The following is an 18,398-nucleotide window of genomic DNA, read 5'->3' as shown; positions in this document are numbered from 1 at the left end:
GTGCTGCCCCTCACGCCGGGACAGTGCGACCTCTACGCGGCCGACCGCGGCGCCGAGGACCCCGCCACGTACAACTCCGCGCTGTTCCTGCGGGTCGACGGCACTCTCGACGAGGACGCCCTCCACGCCAGGTTCGCCGCGCTGCTCGCCGCCCACCCGTTACTGGGCTCACGGGTGACGGAGGACCAGGGCAAGCTGGTGTTCGCTCCGGCCCGCCGGCCCCCGAAGCTGTTCGTCACCGACGCACCCGTCGACCCGGACGGACCACTCGTCCAGGCCCGCCTGCGCCGGGAAGCGCTGCGCCCGTTCGACCTCGACGACGGCCCCCTGCTGCGGGTCGTCCTGGTCCGCCACAGCTCCCGGACGGCGCACCTCTGCCTGACGGCCCACCACCTGATCGTGGACGAGACGTCCATGGCGGTGCTCGCCCAGTGGCTCCTCGGTGACGCGCCCGGCCTCCCGGCCGAATCCTTCGCGCAGTGGTCCCTCAGCAGGCATGAACTGCCGCCCGAGCGGCGGGAGCGGGCCGCCGAGCTCGCCCGCCGACTCGCGCCCGGCGTGTCCGCCGCCCTGGAATGGGGCCGCACCTCGGGGCCCGACCCCGCTGGACCTTCCGGCGCGGTGCCCCTGCTGATCCGGGACGCGGTGTGGGACGCCGCGGGTAAACTGGCGGCCGAACTGGGGATCACCCAGCACTCTTTGATACTCGCCGCCGCCGGGCTGGTCCTGGGCCGGAACGGCGCCACCGCCCGCCCCGTGCTCGGCACCACGGTCTCCCGCCGCACGCCGCGCCACGCGAGCGCCATCGGCTACTTCAGCGCCACGGTGCCGGTGCCGCTGGAGGCCGCCGGCGACCAGACCGTGGCCGACTATCTGCGCGGCTCCCACCGGCGGGCCATGACCGCCTACCGGGACGCCGACCTGCCGCTGTCGACGGTACTGCCGGCCTCGGACCGCGCCGGCCTCTCCCTGGTCGTCGTCCCCTGCCGCACCGTGCCCGACATCGTCACCCCCGAGCTGACGGCGACTTCGCTGCCCGACCCCGGCTTCGGCCCCGCCCAGTTCCCCCTCGCCCTCTACGTCCGGCAGGACCTCGGCGCTGAGCGGCGCGGCCTGCTGCGCCACCGGGCGGCCGAGGTGGACACCGCCGCGGCCACCCGCTTCTGCCGCCAACTGGAGACCACCCTCGCAGCCATGGTCGAGAACCCGAGCGCCCCCCTCGCACGCCTCTCCACCGTCCCCGCGACCGAACCGGCCGACTCCGTCGAGGCGTTGGACGCCGACACCACGGAGGCCGGTGCCGACCTCGCCTCGCTCTTCGCCGAGCAGGCCGCCCGCCTCCCCGGTCATGTCGCCCTCAGCTGCGAGCAGCAGCGCCTGACCTATCGCGAGCTCGACGAACGCGCCACCGCGCTCGCCCGCTCGCTGGCCGAAGCCGGGGTGCGCGCGGGGGACCGGGTCGGCGTCTGCCTGCACCGCGGCACGGACCTGGTCGTCGCCCTGCTCGCGGTGCTCAAGGCCGGCGCCGCCTACGTACCCCTCAACCCGGACTACCCGCGCGAACGGCTCGCCTTCGTCGCCGAGGACACCGGCCTCACCACGGCCGTGACCGACTGCGACCCGGAACTGCTGCCGCCGCACCTGGCGCTGATCCCGGCCGACGCCACGCCCGAGCGGGCCGACACCCCGCTGCCCGGCCCGGACCCGGAGCGGGTGGCCTACGTCATCCACACCTCCGGCTCGACCGGCACCCCCAAGGGAGTCCTGGTACGGCACCGCAATGTCGCCGCCCTGCTGGCCGCGACGGCCGGCCCGGAAGGGTTCGGGTTCGGCGAGGAGGACGTCTGGTCGCTCTTCCACTCCTTCGCCTTCGACTTCTCCGTCTGGGAGATCTGGGGCTGTCTGCTGACCGGCGGCCACCTGGTCGTCGTACCGCACTGGACCGCCCGCGACCCGGAAGGCTTCCACGCCCTCCTCGCCGCCGAACGCGTCACCGTGCTCAACCAGACCCCGTCCGCCTTCGCCCAGCTCCTGGCCGCCGACGCGGCCTCGCCGGACCCCCTCTCCGTCCGGCTGCTGATCTTCGGCGGTGAACCGCTCGACCCCCGGATGCTGCTGCCCTGGATGGACCGCTACCCGGAGCGGAAGTGCCGGGTGGTCAACATGTACGGCATCACCGAGACCACCGTGCACTGCACGTGGCGCGACCTGACCCGGGCGGACGCCCTCACCGGGACGCGCTCGGTGGGACCCGGTCTGCCCGGGTGGCGGCTGTACGTGCTGGACGAGGAGGGCCGCCCGGTGGCTCCCGGCGTTCCCGGCGAGATCCACGTCGCGGGCAGCGGCGTCAGCGCCGGGTACCTCAACCGGCCCGAGCTGACCGCCGAACGCTTCGTACCCGGCAGCACCGCCGGGCTCCCGGAAGAGGTCCTCTACCGGTCCGGTGACCGGGGCCGACTCCTGCCGGACGGACAACTGGAGCACCTCGGACGGCTCGACGACCAGGTCAAGATCCGGGGCCACCGCATCGAGCTCGGCGAGATCAGCGGCGCGCTCCTCGCGCACCCCGCCGTCACCGGAGCAGCGGCGGTCGTCCGGGACGCCCACGACGCGGCCACCGCGCGCATCGACGCCTACCTCGTCGGTGCCGACACCGGGCCGGACCTCGCCGAGCTGCGCCAGTGGCTCGCCGCCAGGCTGCCCTCGCACATGCTGCCCGCGACCCTCACCCCGGTGCCGTCGCTGCCGCTGACCGTCAACGGGAAGCTCGACACGGCCCGGCTGCCCGAACCGGCGCGCGGCAACGACACCGCCGCACCGGAGGAGGCCACCGGCAGCGGTCGGCCGACCGCTGCGGACGAGCCCGCGGCCGCCGCCGACCAGCTCGCGCGGGTGTGGCAGGAACTCCTCGGTGTTCCGGTGGGAGTCGACGACAACTTCTTCGAGCTGGGCGGCAATTCACTGCTCGCGGTCCGGCTCAACACCCTCCAGCGCACGACCGGATTCCCGGGCTCCCAGCTCAAGCACCTATTCCGCAACCCGACCCCGCGCCGCCTCGCGGCGATCATCGGTCCGCCCGCCGGCGGGCGGACCACCCAGGAGGAAGCGTGAGCGAGTACAGCCAGGACCACGACCCCAGTACGGGCGCCGAGGAGACGGATGCCGTCGCCGTCGTCGGCATGTCCCTCCGGGTGCCCGGCAGCGCCGATCCCGGCAGTTTCTGGAAGTCGATCACCGACGGTGTCGTCTCCCTGCGGGCCGCCGCGTCCGACGGTGGCCTCCGCGCGGGACAGATCGACCGGTTCGACCGGTTCGACGCCGACCTGTTCGGCATCCTGCCCGCCCAGGCGGCCGCGACCGACCCCCAGCACCGCGTCCTCACCGAAGTGGCCTGGCAGGCCCTGGAGGACGCCGGCGTCGACCCCGAGCGGGCCACGGGCCGCATCGGCGTGTTCGTGGGCTGCGGCAGCGAGACGTACTACCGCGAGCACGTGCTCAAGGACGAGAAGACGGTACGCGTCCTCGGCACCGAGCAGCTCGCCCTGGGCAACTCCCGTGACTTCCTCGCCACGGGCCTGGCCTACCGGCTCGGCCTGACCGGCCCCGCCATCACGGTCCAGACCGCCTGCTCCACCTCCCTCGTCGCCGTCCACCAGGCCATCCGCAGCCTGCTCACCTACGAGTGCGACATCGCGATCGCGGGCGGAGCCACCGTGCACCTCGACGAGGAGCCGGGCTACGCCTTCACCGAGGGCGGCATCACCTCGCCCGACGGCCGGTGCCGCGCCTTCACCGAGGGCACGGCCGGCACGGTGCCCTCCAGCGGCGCCGGGGTCGTGGTGCTGCGCCGGGTCTCCGACCTGCCCGGAACCGGGGAGAACGCCCGCGCCCACCTGCTGGGCAGTGCCGTCAACAACGACGGCGCCGCCCGCATGAGCCCCACCGCGCCCAGCCCGCAGGGCCAGGCCGACGTCCTGCGCGAGGCCCTGGCCGTCGCGGGGCTGGCCCCCGCCGACGTCGGCTACGTCGAGACGCACGGCACCGGCACGACCCTGGGTGACCAGGTCGAACTCGCCGCGCTGGCCGAGGTGTACGGCCGTCGGCCCGCGGACTCCGGGCTCGCCCTGGGCGCGGTGAAGCCGAACATCGGGCACTGCGACTCGGCGGCCGGTGTCATCGGCCTGATCAAGGCGGTCCTCGCGGTCGAGGCGGGCGTGGTGCCGCCCACCCCGTCCCAGCCCGGCGACGGCCCCGACGTGGAGCTGGGCTCCGCGTCCTTCGAGCTCCCCCGCGTCTGCGGGCCCTGGCCCGCCGACCGGCCCCGTACGGCGGGCGTCAGCTCGTTCGGGCTCGGCGGCACCAACTGCCACGTACTGCTGACCGCCGCACCCCGCCCCACCGACTCGGCCGGGCCCGCGCCGTCGACGCGGCGGGAGCCCCACCTCGCCGTGCTGTCCGCGGCCACTCCTGAAGCCCTCCAGCGCAAGGCCCGCGACTTGGCGGCCTGGCTGGAGGACGGCGGCGCCGAGGTGCCCGTGGGCGAGCTCACCGGAACCCTGTGGCACCACCGCCGGGCGCTGCCCGAGCGGTGGGCGACCGCTCTGCCCGCCGACTCCGCCGAAGCCCGCGAACGCCTCGTGGCCGCACTGACCGTACTGACCGGGAACGGCGGCCGCCGCGCCCTGACCGCGCCACGGCTCGCCGCCGTGCTGCCCGGCCAGGGCGTGCCCCTCGCCGGTGCGGGAGCGGGGCTCGCCGCCGTGGACGACCGCTTCGCGGCCGACCTGGCCGAACTCGCCGCCGAGGTGAGCCGGGCCGGCGGCCCCGACCTCGCCGACGCCCGGAACTGGCCGGCCGACGACCCGCGCCTGCTCGACACCGCCGTGGTCCAGCCCCTGCTGCTGATCCTCGGCCTGGCGGGCCTACGCCACGCCGAACGGCACGGCCTCACACCGGGGTTGCTGCTCGGACACAGCGTCGGAGAGCTGACCGCGGCCGCCCACGCGGGCGTCTTCTCCGTGGCCGACGCGGTGGCCGCCGCCGTACGGCGCGGGAAGCTGATGGCCTCGGCCGAGCCCGGCACGATGACCGCCGTGCGCGCCGGGGAGGAGACCGCCGTACGGCTCGCGGCCGGCCTGGAGGTCGACGTCTGCGTGCTCAACGGGCCGGAGAACACCGTCTGTGGCGGGCCCGAAGCGGCGCTGGCCGCCTTCGAGGAACGCTGCGCCGAGGCCGGTATCCGGACCACGCGCCTGCCGGTCACCCGCGCCGGCCACTCGCGCGCCATGGCCGGCGCCGCCAAGGAGTTCCAGGCGTTCGTCGCCACCCTGATGCTCTCGGCACCCACCGTGCCCATCGTCTCCGGGCTCACCGGTGAACTGCTCACCGACGCCCAGGCAGTCGATCCGGCCTACTGGGGAAGCCAGTTGAGCAACCCGGTCCGCTTCACGGACGCGGTCGCCACCCTGCTCGAAGCCGCCCCGGACACCGTCCTCGGCCTGCACCGGTCGCACGCGGCCACCGCGGAGATCCGCCGGGCGGCGCTCGCCGCGCGGCGCGACCTCCTCATCGTCGACGCGGCGGACCGCGCCGGCGCCGACGAGGCCGCCGACTGGTACGGCGCCCTGGCGGCACTGTGGACGGCGGGTCACACGCCGACCGGCCCGGCACGGCCCGCCCGCGTGGTGGCGGTTCCCGCCTACCCCTTCGCCGACCAGCGTCACTGGGTGGCGGCCCCGGGGCCCCAGCCCCTCGAAGTCCGCCGCCCGGCCGACGCGCCCGCGCCCGCGCCGGACCCGGTCCTCGCGGCCGAGGGCGTCGGTTCCGTCACGGCGGCCGTCGAAGAACAGTCCGAGGACGTGTCGACGGCGGACGCCGTCCGGGCGCTCTGGCAGGACACCTTCGGCATCGCCGAACTGCGACCCGAGGACAACTTCTTCGACCTCGGCGGCACCTCCCTGCACGCCGCCCACCTGGTCAGCGTCGTCAACGACGCCCTCTTGGTGGAGATCCGGCTCCAGGACCTGTACGAGAACTCCTCCCTCGCCGGCTTCATCGCCCGGACCGAGGAACTCGCGGCCGAACGCGACGACGTCGCCCTGCTGCGGCTGCTGGAGGAGATCGAGAGCGAGGAGGGGCAGAACAGCCATGAGTGATCTCTCCGCGCGCCTCGACGCGCTGACCCCGGAACAACGGCGCCAACTGAGCGCGGGCCTGCGCGCCCGACGCGCCGAACAGCAGCACGGCCCGGTGGAACTCTCCGGGAAGCTGCGTCGCAGTCTCTACTTCTTCGCCAGCGCCGACCACGCCGACGCCGCCAGTTACTACGCGTTCGTCCTGGAAGCCGCGGCCGCCGCCGACGCGGCGGGCCAGCACGCCGTGTGGTTCCCGGAGCGCCACTTCGTCGAGTTCGGCGGCTTCTCACCGAACCCGTCGGTGCTGGCCGCCGCGGTCGCCGCCCGCACCAGCACCATCCGTATCCGCGCCGGCAGCGTGGCCGCCCCGCTGCACCACGCGGCCCGCGTGGCCGAGGAGTGGGCGGTCGTGGACGGCCTCTCCGGCGGCCGTGTCGGCCTCTCCTTCGGCAGCGGCTGGCACCCGGACGACTTCGCCCTGGCCCGCGCGGACTACCAGGACCGGCGCGAGGTCACCGGCCGCACCATCGAGGACATCCGCGCGCTCTGGCGCGGCGAGACCCTGCCGTACCCGTCCACCGCGGGCACCACGACCCAGGTCCTGACCCGCCCCCGGCCCGTCCAGCCGGAGCTGCCGGTATGGCTCACCGCCACCGGCACCCCGCAGACGTTCGTCACCGCCGCCCAGGCCGGATACGGGGTGGCGACCGCGCTCCTCGGGCAGACGATGCCCGCCCTGCGCGAGAACATCGCCCGCTACCGGCAGGCATGGAAGGACGCCGGCCACCCCGGCGAGGGCGACGTCGTGGTCATGGCGCACGCGTATGTCAGCGACCGGCCGGACCTGGAGGACTTCCTCCGCCCGGCCATGCACTCCTACCTGAGGTCCTTCCGCAACCAGACGGGGAGCAGCGACGAACTCGTGCTGCTGGAGAGCGCCTACCTGGACTTCCTGACCGGCCCCTCGCTCCTCGGCAGCCCGGCCAAGGCCCGGTCCGTGCTGGCCGACCTGGCCGAAGCGGGCGCCGACGAGGTGGGCTGCCTGATCGACTTCGGGCTGCCGGCCTCCGACGTCCTCGAGGCGCTGCCCGCCCTCTTCAACCTTGGTGTCCCGGCCGTCGAGAGGACCGCATGAGCACCCCCGCAGACCAGCGGCTGACGGCCCGGCTCGCCCGGCTCAGCCCCGCCCAGCGCGCCGCGCTCACCAGCCGGCTCGCCGCCCGCAACGGCCCGGTGCTGCGCCCCAGGCCAGGGCCGCGGGACCGGTTCCCGCTCGGCATGGACCAGGAACGCCTGTGGATTCTCGACCAGCTCGAGCCGGGGACCACCACCTACACGCTCGGCTACGGGCTCCGCGTGCGCGGGGCCTTCGACCGGGAGCTCTTCCAGCGCGCGGCGGACAGCCTGGTGAGCCGCCACGAACTGCTGCGCTCCGGCGCCGAGTCCGAGGACGGCCGCCCCTTCCTGCGAGTGCACCCCGACCGACGGGCGGACCTCACCTACACCGACCTGACGCGTGACGACACCACTGAGGTGTCGGCCGACGCGATCGAGGCGCGCCGGACGGAGTTCATCGCCGAGCAGGTGCGCCGCCCCTTCGACCTGGCCACCGACCCGGTGCTGCGTCTCGCGGTCGCCAAGGTGGCCGAGGACGACCACCAGATCGTCGAGACGATGCCGCACTCGTTCGTCGACCAGTGGTCGTACGTACGCCTCAACGAGGAACTCCTCGAGCACTACCGGGCGCTGGCCGAGGGACGTCCGCCGCGCGTGGCCGAGATGCCGGTCCAGTTCGGTGACTGGGCGCACTGGCAACGGGAGCGTTTCGCCGGCCCGCACGGTGCCGGCCACCGGGCGTTCTGGCGGACCTTCCTGGACGGCGTCCCCCAGCGCCTCGCGCTGCCCTACGACCACAGCCCCGACACCACCGACCACGACGGCGAGCACTACAACTTCACTCTCGACGGCACGGTCGCGGAGGCGTTCTTCCGGCACGCGCGGGAGGCACGCACCACCCCCGCCACCGCGATGACCGCCGTCTACGCCGCGCTGCTGTACGAGCTCACCGGCCAGCGCGACCTGATCATCGGCATCCCCACCTCCACCCGGAACGAGCCGGAGGCGGAGCCGCTGATCGGGTTCCTGCTGACCAGTGTCCCCCTGCGGATCAGGCTGCCGGAGAACCCGGCGCCCAAGGACGTGCTCGCGGCCGTCGCGGCCTCCGCCGCGGCCGTGGCCGACCACCGGGAAGTGCCCTTCGGGGAGATCGTCGAGGCCGCCGCCCCGGAGCGGGCCACCAACCAGTACCCGTTGCTCCAGACCATGCTGGTGCAGCTCGACCTCGACGACTCGCGGACCCTGGAACTGCCCGGCGCCGAGGTGTACGCCAACGCCGTGCCCGAGGGCATCTCCACCATGGACCTGACGACGGCCTGGTGGCGGGTCGGGACGACCGTCTACGGACGCATCGAGTACCGGACGGCGCTGTTCGAGCACGCCACCGTCGCCGCCATGGCCGACCGTCTGCTCCAGCTCATCGAGCAGTTCACCCGGCACCCCGACGAGCCGCTGCGGCGCCCCGTCCCGGCCCTGCCCGCGCCGCCCGCCCCGCTGCTCGGCGGCGCCGCCGCGCCCGGCGCCGCCGCGACCGGACCGGTCGCCGCCGAGACCCTCGCCCGGGTCACCGCGGCCTGGCGCGAGGTCCTCGGCGCCGAACCGGCGGGCCCTGAGGCGGTGTTCTTCACCAGCGGCGGCACCTCGCTGCTCGCCGTCCGGCTCGCCCACACCCTGCGCGCCGACGGCTTCACCGTCACGCTGAAGGACGTCTTCACCCACCCCACCCCGGCCGGGCTCGCCCAGGCCCTCGCCGCCCGCCGCGACGCCCCGGCGGACCACGCGCCGGTCCCGCCCGTCGGGCCGCTCGGTCCCGAGCAGGAGATGCTCCTCAGCCGCGGCCTGTCCCGCGTCGAGGACCTCTCGCACAGCCATGTGCTCACCGCGGACGGCCCGCTGGACGCCGAGCGGCTGCGCCGGGCGGCCGAGGACGTGGTCCGCGCCCACCCGGCGCTGACCACCGCCGTGCGCCCCGACGACACCCTCGGCGCCCGGCTCGTGCCCGGCGCGGACTGGCACTGGTCGGCGGAGGCCGCCGGAACCGACCCGCGCCAGGTGGTGGACGCCCAGCGGGCCCGCTTCGACCGTGCCGCCGGCCCGCTGTTCGCCGTCAGCCACCTGCCCGGTGGTGCCGGCGAGGCCGACCGCGTCGTCATCAGCGCCAGCCACCTCGTCATCGACGGCATGTCCTGGGGCATCGTCATCGCCGACCTGGCCGCCGCCTACCGGGGCGAGCCCCTGTCCGCCGAGCGGGCCGGCCACGCCGAACACGCCGCCGTCGTACGGGCGCTGGACCCGGCACCGCACGCCGGGTACTGGCGGGCGCAGTCGGGCGGCGCCGGCCCGTACCACTGGCGTCTGGACGGCCCCAACACCTACGCCGGTGAGCGCTCGTTCGAGGTGTCGCTGCCGCTGCCCCCGGACGGACACGGCACGCTGCAGGCCGCGGCCCTCACCGCCGTCGCCCGCGCGCTGCGCCCCTGGGCGCCCCACGACCAGCCGTCGGTGTGGCTCATCGGCCTGGGCCGCGACCCGCTGGCCGCGCTGCCCGACTGGGACCCGGACCGCGCCGTCGGGTTCTACTCGGCCGCCCACCCCTTCCGGGTGCCGCTCACCGGCGGACCGGCCGAGGACGACCTGCGCGCCACGGTCACCGCGCTGCGCGGCATCCCCGACTCCGGCAAGACGTTCGGGCTCCTGGGATGCGCCGCCGAACCCGCTCTGCGCGCGGAATTCGCGGCGCTGGAACAGCCCCGGGTCATCGTCAACCACCTCGGTGAGCTGACGGACCCGGTCGACGGTTCGGCCGGCCCCTTCACCGCGTCCGCGCAGACCGCCGCCACCGGCAACGGCGAGGTGGAGCGGGAGGTGGACGTGGACATCGCGGTCCAGGTGCGCGACGGCCACGTCGTCCTGCGCTGGCTGTACAACCCCGACGCGGTGGACGCCACCGCCGTGCACGAGGCCGCCGAGGCCACGGTCCGCGAACTGCGCGACCTGCTCGCGGGGGAGTCGCACGCCCCGCTCCCGGACGGCCTTCCCGGTGTGACCGGAGTGACCGAGGAAAGCATGGAACGTCTCTTCGCGCGGCTCAACCGGGAGCGACGCGACCGGCAGGGGGAACAGGCATGACCGAGTCCGCCGCAACGGCTGCCCCACGCCGCAGCCCCCTCGTGGCCCTGCTGACGGCCCAGTACCTGTCGGCCTTCGGCAACGCCATCACCGTCGTGACGGTCCCGCTGTACGTCCTGCACACCACCGGCTCGACCGCCACCACCGGTCTCGCGGGATTCATCGGCGCGCTGCCGCTGATCTTCGCGGGCGCCGTCGGCGGTGTCCTGGTCGACCGGTTCGGCGGACGCAGGCTGAGCGTGCTGTCCGATTTCGCCGCCGGAGTCCTGGTCCTGCTGGTACCGCTGCTGGACGCCACCGTCGGGCTGCCCATTCCGCTGCTGCTCGCCCTGCTGTTCGCCCGCACGGTCGTGGCGACCCCCGCCACCGCCGCCCGGATGGCGCTGCTCAAGCCCGTCATCGAGGGCGCCGGGGCGCGGCTGGAGAGCGTCAACTCGTGGTACCAGGCGGCCCCCCGGCTCGGCCTGGTGGCCGGCGCTCCCCTGGCCGGCGTGCTGATCGCGGCGACCGGCTCGGCCGTCGGCATGTACGTCGACGCCGCGACCTTCCTCGTCGCCGCCGCGCTCGTCGCCTTCGCGGTGCCGGTCGCCGAGCCCAAGAGGCCGCGCGGTGACGCGGCGGCCGGGCCCGGCTTCCTCGGCCAGCTCCGCGAAGGCGCGGCACTGGTGAGGACGATGCCGGTGATCGGAGCGATGACTGCCTTCGTCGTCGTCACCAACTTCCTCGACGACGCCTTCACCCCGCTCTTCCTGCCGGTGTACGCCCAGGACGTGCTGCACAGCAGCGCGGCCATGGGATGGTTCCTCGGCGCGGTCGGCATCGGCGCCATCGTCGGTACCTTCCTGTACGGCCCGGCCAGCCGGACCATCCTGTCCAACCGCCGCTACACGCTGTTCGGCTGCTTCGCGGTGGTCGCCGTGCTGCGCATGATGCTCTACCTCGAGCCCGGTGCCATCGGCGTGACGGTGATCTGCTTCCTGGTCGGCGTGGCCGGCGGCCCGCTCAACCCGATGCTCTCGACCGTCATGCTCGAACGGGTCCCCGAGGACCTGCGCGGCCGGGTCTTCGGCCTCACCGGTGCCATGGCCCTCACGTCCGCCCCGCTCGGCGTGCTGACCGCCGGATGGCTGGTGGACCTGGCCGGCCTGCGCGTCCCGATGCTCTGCTTCTCCCTCGTCTACCTCGTCCTGATCGCCGTCAGCTGGCGATGGCCCGCGCTGCGCGCCATGGACGAGCGGCCCAGCGCCGACGACGCGGGGGACGAGGCCGCGCCCGGCGTGGACCCTGGGCCCCGGCTGGACGAGGAGGCGAGCGCCCGATGACCGCGGCACACCCGGCCGACGGCACCCTCGAAGGGCGCACGGCCGTGATCACGGGCGCCGCGCGCGGCGCCGGGCGGTCCTGCGCGCTCGCCTTCGCTGCCCAGGGCGCGGACCTGGTCCTGCTCGATGTGGCCGCCGGGATTCCCGGCGTCCCCTACCCGATGGGCTCCGAGAGCCAGCTCGCCCACACCGCCGACGCCTGCCGCCGCCAGGGTGCCGACGTGCTCACCGCCGCCGTCGACGTCCGGGACCTCGCGGCCCTGACCGAGCTGCGCGAGCGGACGCACGACCGCTTCGGCGCGCCGCACGTACTCGTCAACAACGCGGGCGTCGTGGCGCCTTCGGGACGGCCGGTGCACGAGACGGCGGAGGAGGACTGGCAGCTCATGGTGGACATCGACCTCGGGGGTGCCTGGCGCGCCACCAAGGTGTTCGCCCCCGCCATGGTCGAACGCCGCTCCGGTTCGATCGTCAACATCGCCTCCACCGCGGGCCTGGTGGGCTACCGCAACTTCGCCGGGTACGTCGCGGCCAAGCACGGACTGGTCGGCCTGACCAAGGCCAGCGCCCTCGACTACGCCTCGTACGGAGTGCGGGTCAACGCGGTGTGCCCCGGCAACATCCGGGACGAACCCGCGATGGACGGCCGGATGCTCTCCGAGGTGGCCCGCGCGCTCGACGTACCGGCGGCCGAGCACGAGGAACTGTTCACCGCCGACCAGCCGATGAACACCCTGGTCGACCCGGCCGACGTGGCGGCCGCCGCGCTCTGGCTCGCCGGTGACGGCTCCCGCCGCGTCACCGGTACCACCTTGACCGTCGACGCCGGCTACTCGGCCCGGTGACGCCCATGGACACCACCGCCGTGCTCGCCGCCGAACGGCGCGCCGCCACCGCGACCGAACGCCAATTCTGGTTCGCCGAGCGGATCGCACCGGGTTCACCCGCCTGGCGCGTGCTCAGCACCGTACGCATCGACGGCGCTCCGGACCGGAAGGCACTCGCCGCCGCGGCGGCGCGGGTGGTCGCCCGGCACCCCGCGCTGCGGTCGGTCTTCGCCCCCGTGGACGGGGAACTGTGGTGCGCGACGGTGCCGCCCGTCGACCCGCCGCTGCTCGAACTCCCGCCGGGCACCGCCTTCGAGACGGCCGCCCGCGAGCTGGCCCGCACCGGGCTCCTCGACCCCGGCACCGGCCGCCACGTCGTGCTCGCGCTCACCGAGGACCCGGGCGACGCCCCCGGCGCCACCCTGTACGTCCTCACCCACCACCTCGTGTACGACGGGCTGTCCCACGAGGTGTTCACCGCCGACCTCGCGCGGGCCCACGCCCGCGTCGTCGACGGGGAGCCCGAACCCGCCCCGCTCGCCCACCCCGTGCCACGGCCGCCGGACGCCGAACGGCGCGCCGAACTCTCCGCCTACTGGCGGACGGCGCTGGAAGGCACGCCTGATCTGCCGGGTGCCGCCGACGGTCCGACCCAGCGGGAGCTCGCCCGGACCGAGCCGCACGGCCACGTCGTCCGGTTCCCCGACCAGGCGGGCGCCACGGTGCGGGAAGCGGCCCGGCGCCTGGCCTGCCCGCCGTTCGCCGTGCTGCTCACCGCGTACGCCCAGGCCCTGTACGACCTGTGCGGGGCCGAGGACTTCTGCGTCGGCACCCCGGTGTCCACCCGGACCCCGGACCTCGAGGACGCGATCGGCTGCCTGCTGACCACCCTGCCGGTGCGGATACGGCGGCCCGCCGAGGCCGGTGCCTGCGAGCGCACCTGGACGACCTTCACCGACGGTCTGTTCCACATGGACCTCCCGCAGGACGACCTGGTCCGTGCCGTGCGCACCCGTCCCGGCCGCCGCATGCCCCTCTACCAGGCCCTGTTCGCGTACGAGAGCTGGCCGCGCCCCGTCCACGACGCGGGCACGGTCCGGATGCGCACCGAGCCCGTGACCCCGCTCGGCACCCAGGCCGAGGTCCTGTTCCAGTTGAACGAGCTGCCCGGCCACCGCATCGAGGGGATGCTCCAGGCCCCCGCCGGCGGGCTCTGGGCGGGACGCCTGGCGAAGCTGTCGGACGCCGTCCGGCACCGGCTCGCCCTGCTCACGACCACCACCGAGGAGATCGCCAGATGACACTAGTGATGTGTCTGCCGTACGCGGGAGCCGGTGCCGGCGTCTACCGCTCCTGGAAGACCATGGCCACCGACCGCGCTCGCGCCGTACCGATCCAACTCCCAGGAAGGGAGGAGGAGTTCTCCCGACCTCGCTACACCTCATTCCCCGAGTGCGTCGCCGACGTCACCCGCCGCATCACGCAGGCCGCGGCCGGCGAGCCCTTCGCCGTCTTCGGCCACAGCTTCGGCGGACTGATCGCCTACGAGGTCACGCGCCATCTCTGCGAGACCGGGGGACCGATACCCGAGCGGCTGATCGTCAGCGGCACGCGCAGCCCCCGCTACCGCGGCTACACCGGTCTCAGCGACGATGACGACGAGGCCGTCAACAGACTGATGAAGGACAGCGCGCGCGGTTTCGAGGCCCTGAACAACCCCGAACTACGCGCCATCCTGCTGCCGACGCTCCGCTCCGACGCCCGGCTCCTGGAGCAGTACGGCGACTACCGGCCCGAGGAGTGCGACCCCCTGCCGGTCCCGCTCACCGCGCTGCGCGGGGTGTCGGACACGCTGGCCACCTCCGAGGGCGTCGCCGACTGGAAGACCTTCACCACGAAGGACTACGCCGAGTACGAGATGCCCGGCGGCCACCTCTACCTGCTGGACTCCATGCCGGAACTGTGGCGCGTCATCGAGGAGCAGCTATGACCGTGGCCCCCCTCCCCCCGCTCCCGGCCGAGGCGGAATACGGCCAGGCCGGCCTCGCCCGGGCGGGACTGACCGAACTGCGCCGGGAAGACCCGGAACTCGCGGACCTCCTCGACGCGGAGGTCCGCGACCAGGACACCACCCTGGCGATGATCGCGTCCGCCAGCATCGCCGCCCCCTCCGTACTCGCCGCCGGGGGGTCCGCGCTGTCCAACGTCACCGCCGAGGGCTACCCCGGCGCCCGCTACCACCCCGGAGCGGCCAACTTCGACGAGGTCGAACGGCTCGCCGTGAGCCGTGCCAAGGCCCTGTTCGGGGCGCGGTACGCCAACGTCCAGCCGCACTCGTGCTCCTCCGCCAACCTCGCCGTGCTGGCCGCCCTCGTGCCGCCCGGCGGCACCCTGCTGGGCCTCGGCCTGGACGCCGGCGGCCACCTCACGCACGGCTCCCCGGCCTCGGTCACCGGACGGCACTACCGGGCCGTGCACTACGGTCTCGACACGCACGGCCTGATCGACTACGGGCAGGTCGCCGCACTCGCCGTCGAACACCGGCCCACCGTGCTGATCGCGGGTGCCAGCGCCTACCCCCGGACCCTGGACTTCGCCCGCTTCCGGGAGATCGCCGACTCGGTCGGCGCCTACCTCCTGGCCGACATCTCGCACATCGCGGGTCTGGTCGCCGCCGGGGAGCACCGCAGCCCCGTCGATCACGCGCACATCACCACGACCAGCACCTACAAGCAGCTCGGCGGGCCGCGGGGCGGACTCATCCTCAGCGGCCGCGACCACCGGGCCCCCGGCCCCGACGGGCGCACCCCGCTGGACCGGCTGATGCAGCGGGCCGTCTTCCCGCAGAACCAGGGCACTCCCGCCCCCGCGGCGATCGCCGCCAAGGCCCGTGCCTTCGCGCTCGCCGCCGAACCCCGGTTCGCCCGCACCGCGCGGCTGACCGTCTCCGGTGCCCGCGCGCTCGCCGCCGAACTGGCGCGCCTGGGACACCGGGTGCTCACCGGCGGGACCGACAACCACATGGTCCTGATCGACCTCCGCGACAGCCGGCTCACCGGTGTCGTCGCGGAACGGGCCCTGGAGGAGTGCGGCATCCTCGTCAACCGCAACCGCATACCGGGCGACACCCGGTCCCCCCTGGTCACGAGCGGCGTCAGGCTGGGCTGCAACATTCTCGCCCAGCGCGGTATGGGTCCGGAGCACATGCGGGAGTGCGCGGAACTCATGCACGCGGTCCTGTCCGCCACCACACCGCTGAGCGACACCGAGTACCGCGTCGACCCCCACGAGCGCGTCCAGCTGCGTGAGCGGGTACGGGCGTTGTGCGCCCGCCACCCCCTGCCGCACGCGACCGCCCGGGCCGACGACCCCGGTGCCCTCCGAACAGGAGCCTCCCTGTGAGCCCCGACACCGTGACCGTCGATGCCCCTGCGGCCTGGCCCGCCGTACTCGTCCCCGCCGACCGGCCGCGCCGCGCCGGTGCCGACCCGCGCGCGACCGGTGTGGTCCGGGGTGCGTTGGCCGGGCCCGTGCCGGGAGACGGTACGGCGGCGGGCGACCTGCTCCTCGCCTGCTTCGCGGCACTGCTGCACCGCCTCACCGGCCAGGACCTGATCGCGCTCGCCACTGCCGACGGCATCACCGGATACACCGTCGCCGAGGACTCCACCACGGCCGACCTCGTGACCGGCGGCACGTCCGTGACGCCCACCGCCGACGCGGGCACACCCCCGGTGGCGGCCGTCCACGGCGCCGGACCGCAGGACGTCCCGCCGTACGAACTGCACCTCGCCCTGGACCGGCAGGATGACGGGTGGAGGGCCGAACTGCGCTACGACGAGCGGCTGTTCACCGCCGATTCGGCCCGCCGTGTCCTCTCCCACCTGCGCACCCTGACGGCGAACGCCCTCCAGGACCCGCACACACCGGTGTCCCGGCTCGCCCTGCTCACCGCCGAGGAGACGCACCGCGTCCTCACCGAGTGGAACGACACGGCGGCCGACCTGCCGCACGGCACCTGCCTGCACACGGCGTTCGAGGAGCGGGCCGCGGCCGACCCCGGTGCGCCCGCCGTCGTCCACGAGGCCCGCATCTGGTCCTACGGGGAGATCAACGCCGCCGCCAACCGGCTGGCCCACCGTCTCCAGGAGGCGGGCGTGGGCCCCGACGTACGCGTCGGACTGTGCCTCGAGCGCTCCGCCACCCTGCTCGCCGCCGTACTGGGAATCCTCAAGGCCGGCGGCGCCTACGTACCCCTCGACCCGGACTACCCCACCCAGCGGCTGACCACCATGCTGGAGGGCACCTCCTGCGCCGTCGTCGTCACCGACCGGCTCCGGGCCACGGTGCTGCCCGCTCCGTCACCCGGCACCGAACGGCTGGTCGTCCTGGCCGACAGACTCCTCGACGGCACGGCGCCGGAACTCGCCGACCAGCCGGAGACCGACCCCGGCCGCACCGCGGGCCCGGACGACCTGTGCTACGTCATCCACACCTCCGGCTCGACGGGCCTGCCCAAGCCCATCGCGCTGCGCCACCGCGGTGTCGTGAACAACCTGGCGGACCTCAACTCCCGTTACACCGTGAGCCCCCGGGACCGGGTCCTCGCCCTGTCCTCGCCGAGCTTCGACATGTCGGTCTACGAATTCCTCGGCATCACCGCCGCCGGCGGCACCGTCGTGGTGCCAGACGCGGACCGCGCCAAGGATGTGGCGTACTGGGCCCAGCTCTTCGCCCAGCACGACGTCACCGTCTGGAACTCCGCCCCGGCCCTGCTGGAACTGCTCACGGAGCACCTGGAGCACACCGGGAGCGCGGCCCTGGGACGGCTGCGGCTGGTCATGCTCGGCGGCGACTGGGTCCCGGTGTCCCTGCCCGACCGGGTCCGGGCGCTCGCCCCCGACGTCCGCTTCATCGTCCTCGGCGGCGCCACCGAGGCGTCGATCCACTCCACCCTCTACGAAGTCGTGGAGACCGACCCGACCTGGACGAGCATCCCCTACGGCCGGCCCATGGCCAACCAGCGGGCGTACGTCCTGGACGACGCGGCGCAGCCGATTCCGCCCGGTGTCGTCGGCGAACTCCACCTCGCCGGTACCGGGCTGGCCCGCGGCTACCTGGAACGCCCGGACCTGACGGCCGAACGCTTCCTGGAGTGGTCGCACGGTGATGTGCGTGACCGGCTCTACCGGACCGGGGACCTCGCCCGCTGGCGTCCGGACGGTGTCCTGGAACTCCTCGGCCGCAAGGACTTCCAGGTCAAGCTGCACGGACTGCGCGTCGAACTGGGCGAGATAGAAGCCGTGCTGCGCGCCCACCCCGCCGTGCGGGAGGCCGTCGTCACGGCGAGGGAGGACGCCGCCGGCGGCCGGCACCTGGTCGGCCACGCCGTCGCTCATCCCGGGACGGCACCGCGCCCCGACGAACTGCGCGCGCACCTGGCCAAGGCGCTGCCCTCGTACATGGTGCCCAGCGCGGTCCTCGTCCTGGACGAGCTGCCCCTCAACGTCAACGGCAAGCTCGACCGCAAGGCTGTCGGCGCCCTCGCCGTGACATCGGACGAACCGGGTGCCGGCCAGGCGCCCACCGAGGCTCCGGTCGGCGCCTGGGAGGAGTACATAGCCGCGGTCTGGCAGGACATCCTGCGCATCGAGTCGGTCGGCCGCGACGACGACTTCTTCGCGCTCGGCGGTGACTCCATGTCCGCTCTGCGCTGCCTGACCCGCATCGGCAACGGCCTGCGCTGGCCCGACCTGTTCCGCCACCCGACGGTCCGTGGGCTCGCCGCCCACCTCACCGCCGCCGGATGCACGCCGCCGCACGCCTGACGCGTGACCGGCCCGGTTCCCGCCCGGTGAACCGGGCCGGTC

The 18,398-nt window shown here is 74.3% G+C and carries 10 protein-coding genes; all 10 read left to right on the top strand.

Going from position 1 to position 18,398, the window contains the following annotated elements; translation table 11 throughout:
• The 10 genes from ACIGA3_RS08860 to ACIGA3_RS08815 are packed head-to-tail and all read left to right on the top strand — an operon-like array spanning position 1 to position 18,356.
• Positions 1–3,111: an amino acid adenylation domain-containing protein gene (locus ACIGA3_RS08860; RefSeq protein ID WP_399711935.1), complete on the top strand. Its 3,111-nt coding sequence runs from the start codon at positions 1–3 to the stop codon at positions 3,109–3,111.
• Positions 3,108–6,155 carry a type I polyketide synthase gene (locus ACIGA3_RS08855; protein ID WP_399711933.1) on the top strand — a complete coding sequence of 1,016 codons (3,048 nt, stop codon included), beginning with the start codon at positions 3,108–3,110 and terminating at the stop codon, positions 6,153–6,155. The genes ACIGA3_RS08860 and ACIGA3_RS08855 overlap by 4 nt, the downstream gene beginning before the upstream one ends.
• Complete coding sequence (locus ACIGA3_RS08850; protein WP_399711932.1) at positions 6,148–7,269, top strand: MupA/Atu3671 family FMN-dependent luciferase-like monooxygenase; 1,122 nt, start codon at positions 6,148–6,150, stop codon at positions 7,267–7,269. Before ACIGA3_RS08855 ends, ACIGA3_RS08850 begins: the two co-directional genes overlap by 8 nt.
• Positions 7,266–10,379: a condensation domain-containing protein gene (locus ACIGA3_RS08845; protein ID WP_399711930.1), complete on the top strand. Its 3,114-nt coding sequence runs from the start codon at positions 7,266–7,268 to the stop codon at positions 10,377–10,379. The genes ACIGA3_RS08850 and ACIGA3_RS08845 overlap by 4 nt, the downstream gene beginning before the upstream one ends.
• Entirely contained in the window at positions 10,376–11,701 is a 1,326-nt protein-coding gene (locus ACIGA3_RS08840) for an MFS transporter (protein ID WP_399711928.1), read from the top strand. Before ACIGA3_RS08845 ends, ACIGA3_RS08840 begins: the two co-directional genes overlap by 4 nt.
• A complete protein-coding gene (locus tag ACIGA3_RS08835) occupies positions 11,698–12,546 on the top strand; it encodes an SDR family oxidoreductase (protein WP_399711926.1) in 849 nt (282 codons plus the stop codon). The genes ACIGA3_RS08840 and ACIGA3_RS08835 overlap by 4 nt, the downstream gene beginning before the upstream one ends.
• Positions 12,547–12,551: 5 nt before the next feature.
• On the top strand, positions 12,552–13,829 hold the full coding sequence (locus ACIGA3_RS08830; RefSeq protein WP_399711924.1) for a condensation domain-containing protein: 1,278 nt from the start codon (positions 12,552–12,554) through the stop codon (positions 13,827–13,829).
• Positions 13,826–14,518 carry a thioesterase II family protein gene (locus ACIGA3_RS08825; RefSeq protein WP_399711922.1) on the top strand — a complete coding sequence of 231 codons (693 nt, stop codon included), beginning with the start codon at positions 13,826–13,828 and terminating at the stop codon, positions 14,516–14,518. The genes ACIGA3_RS08830 and ACIGA3_RS08825 overlap by 4 nt, the downstream gene beginning before the upstream one ends.
• Positions 14,515–15,930: a serine hydroxymethyltransferase gene (gene glyA, locus ACIGA3_RS08820; protein ID WP_399711921.1), complete on the top strand. Its 1,416-nt coding sequence runs from the start codon at positions 14,515–14,517 to the stop codon at positions 15,928–15,930. The genes ACIGA3_RS08825 and glyA overlap by 4 nt, the downstream gene beginning before the upstream one ends.
• Complete coding sequence (locus ACIGA3_RS08815) at positions 15,927–18,356, top strand: amino acid adenylation domain-containing protein (RefSeq protein WP_399711919.1); 2,430 nt, start codon at positions 15,927–15,929, stop codon at positions 18,354–18,356. The genes glyA and ACIGA3_RS08815 overlap by 4 nt, the downstream gene beginning before the upstream one ends.
• Positions 18,357–18,398 lie beyond the last annotated feature (42 nt).

Origin of the sequence: Streptomyces sp. NPDC085596 (assembly GCF_044541565.1) — a bacterium.
Lineage (GTDB): Bacteria > Actinomycetota > Actinomycetes > Streptomycetales > Streptomycetaceae > Streptomyces.
Note: the sequence above shows the minus strand (reverse complement) of the source record. Positions and strands in the feature narration are given on the sequence as shown.

Excerpts from the sequence above, each read along its gene's own strand:
- ACIGA3_RS08850 (WP_399711932.1), top strand. The coding sequence starts at position 6,148 with ATGAGTGATCTCTCCGCGCGCCTCGACGCGCTGACCCCGGAACAACGG.
- ACIGA3_RS08845 (WP_399711930.1), top strand. The coding sequence starts at position 7,266 with ATGAGCACCCCCGCAGACCAGCGGCTGACGGCCCGGCTCGCCCGGCTC.
- ACIGA3_RS08840 (WP_399711928.1), top strand. The coding sequence starts at position 10,376 with ATGACCGAGTCCGCCGCAACGGCTGCCCCACGCCGCAGCCCCCTCGTG.
- ACIGA3_RS08835 (WP_399711926.1), top strand. The coding sequence starts at position 11,698 with ATGACCGCGGCACACCCGGCCGACGGCACCCTCGAAGGGCGCACGGCC.
- ACIGA3_RS08830 (WP_399711924.1), top strand. The coding sequence starts at position 12,552 with ATGGACACCACCGCCGTGCTCGCCGCCGAACGGCGCGCCGCCACCGCG.
- ACIGA3_RS08825 (WP_399711922.1), top strand. The coding sequence starts at position 13,826 with ATGACACTAGTGATGTGTCTGCCGTACGCGGGAGCCGGTGCCGGCGTC.
- glyA (WP_399711921.1), top strand. The coding sequence starts at position 14,515 with ATGACCGTGGCCCCCCTCCCCCCGCTCCCGGCCGAGGCGGAATACGGC.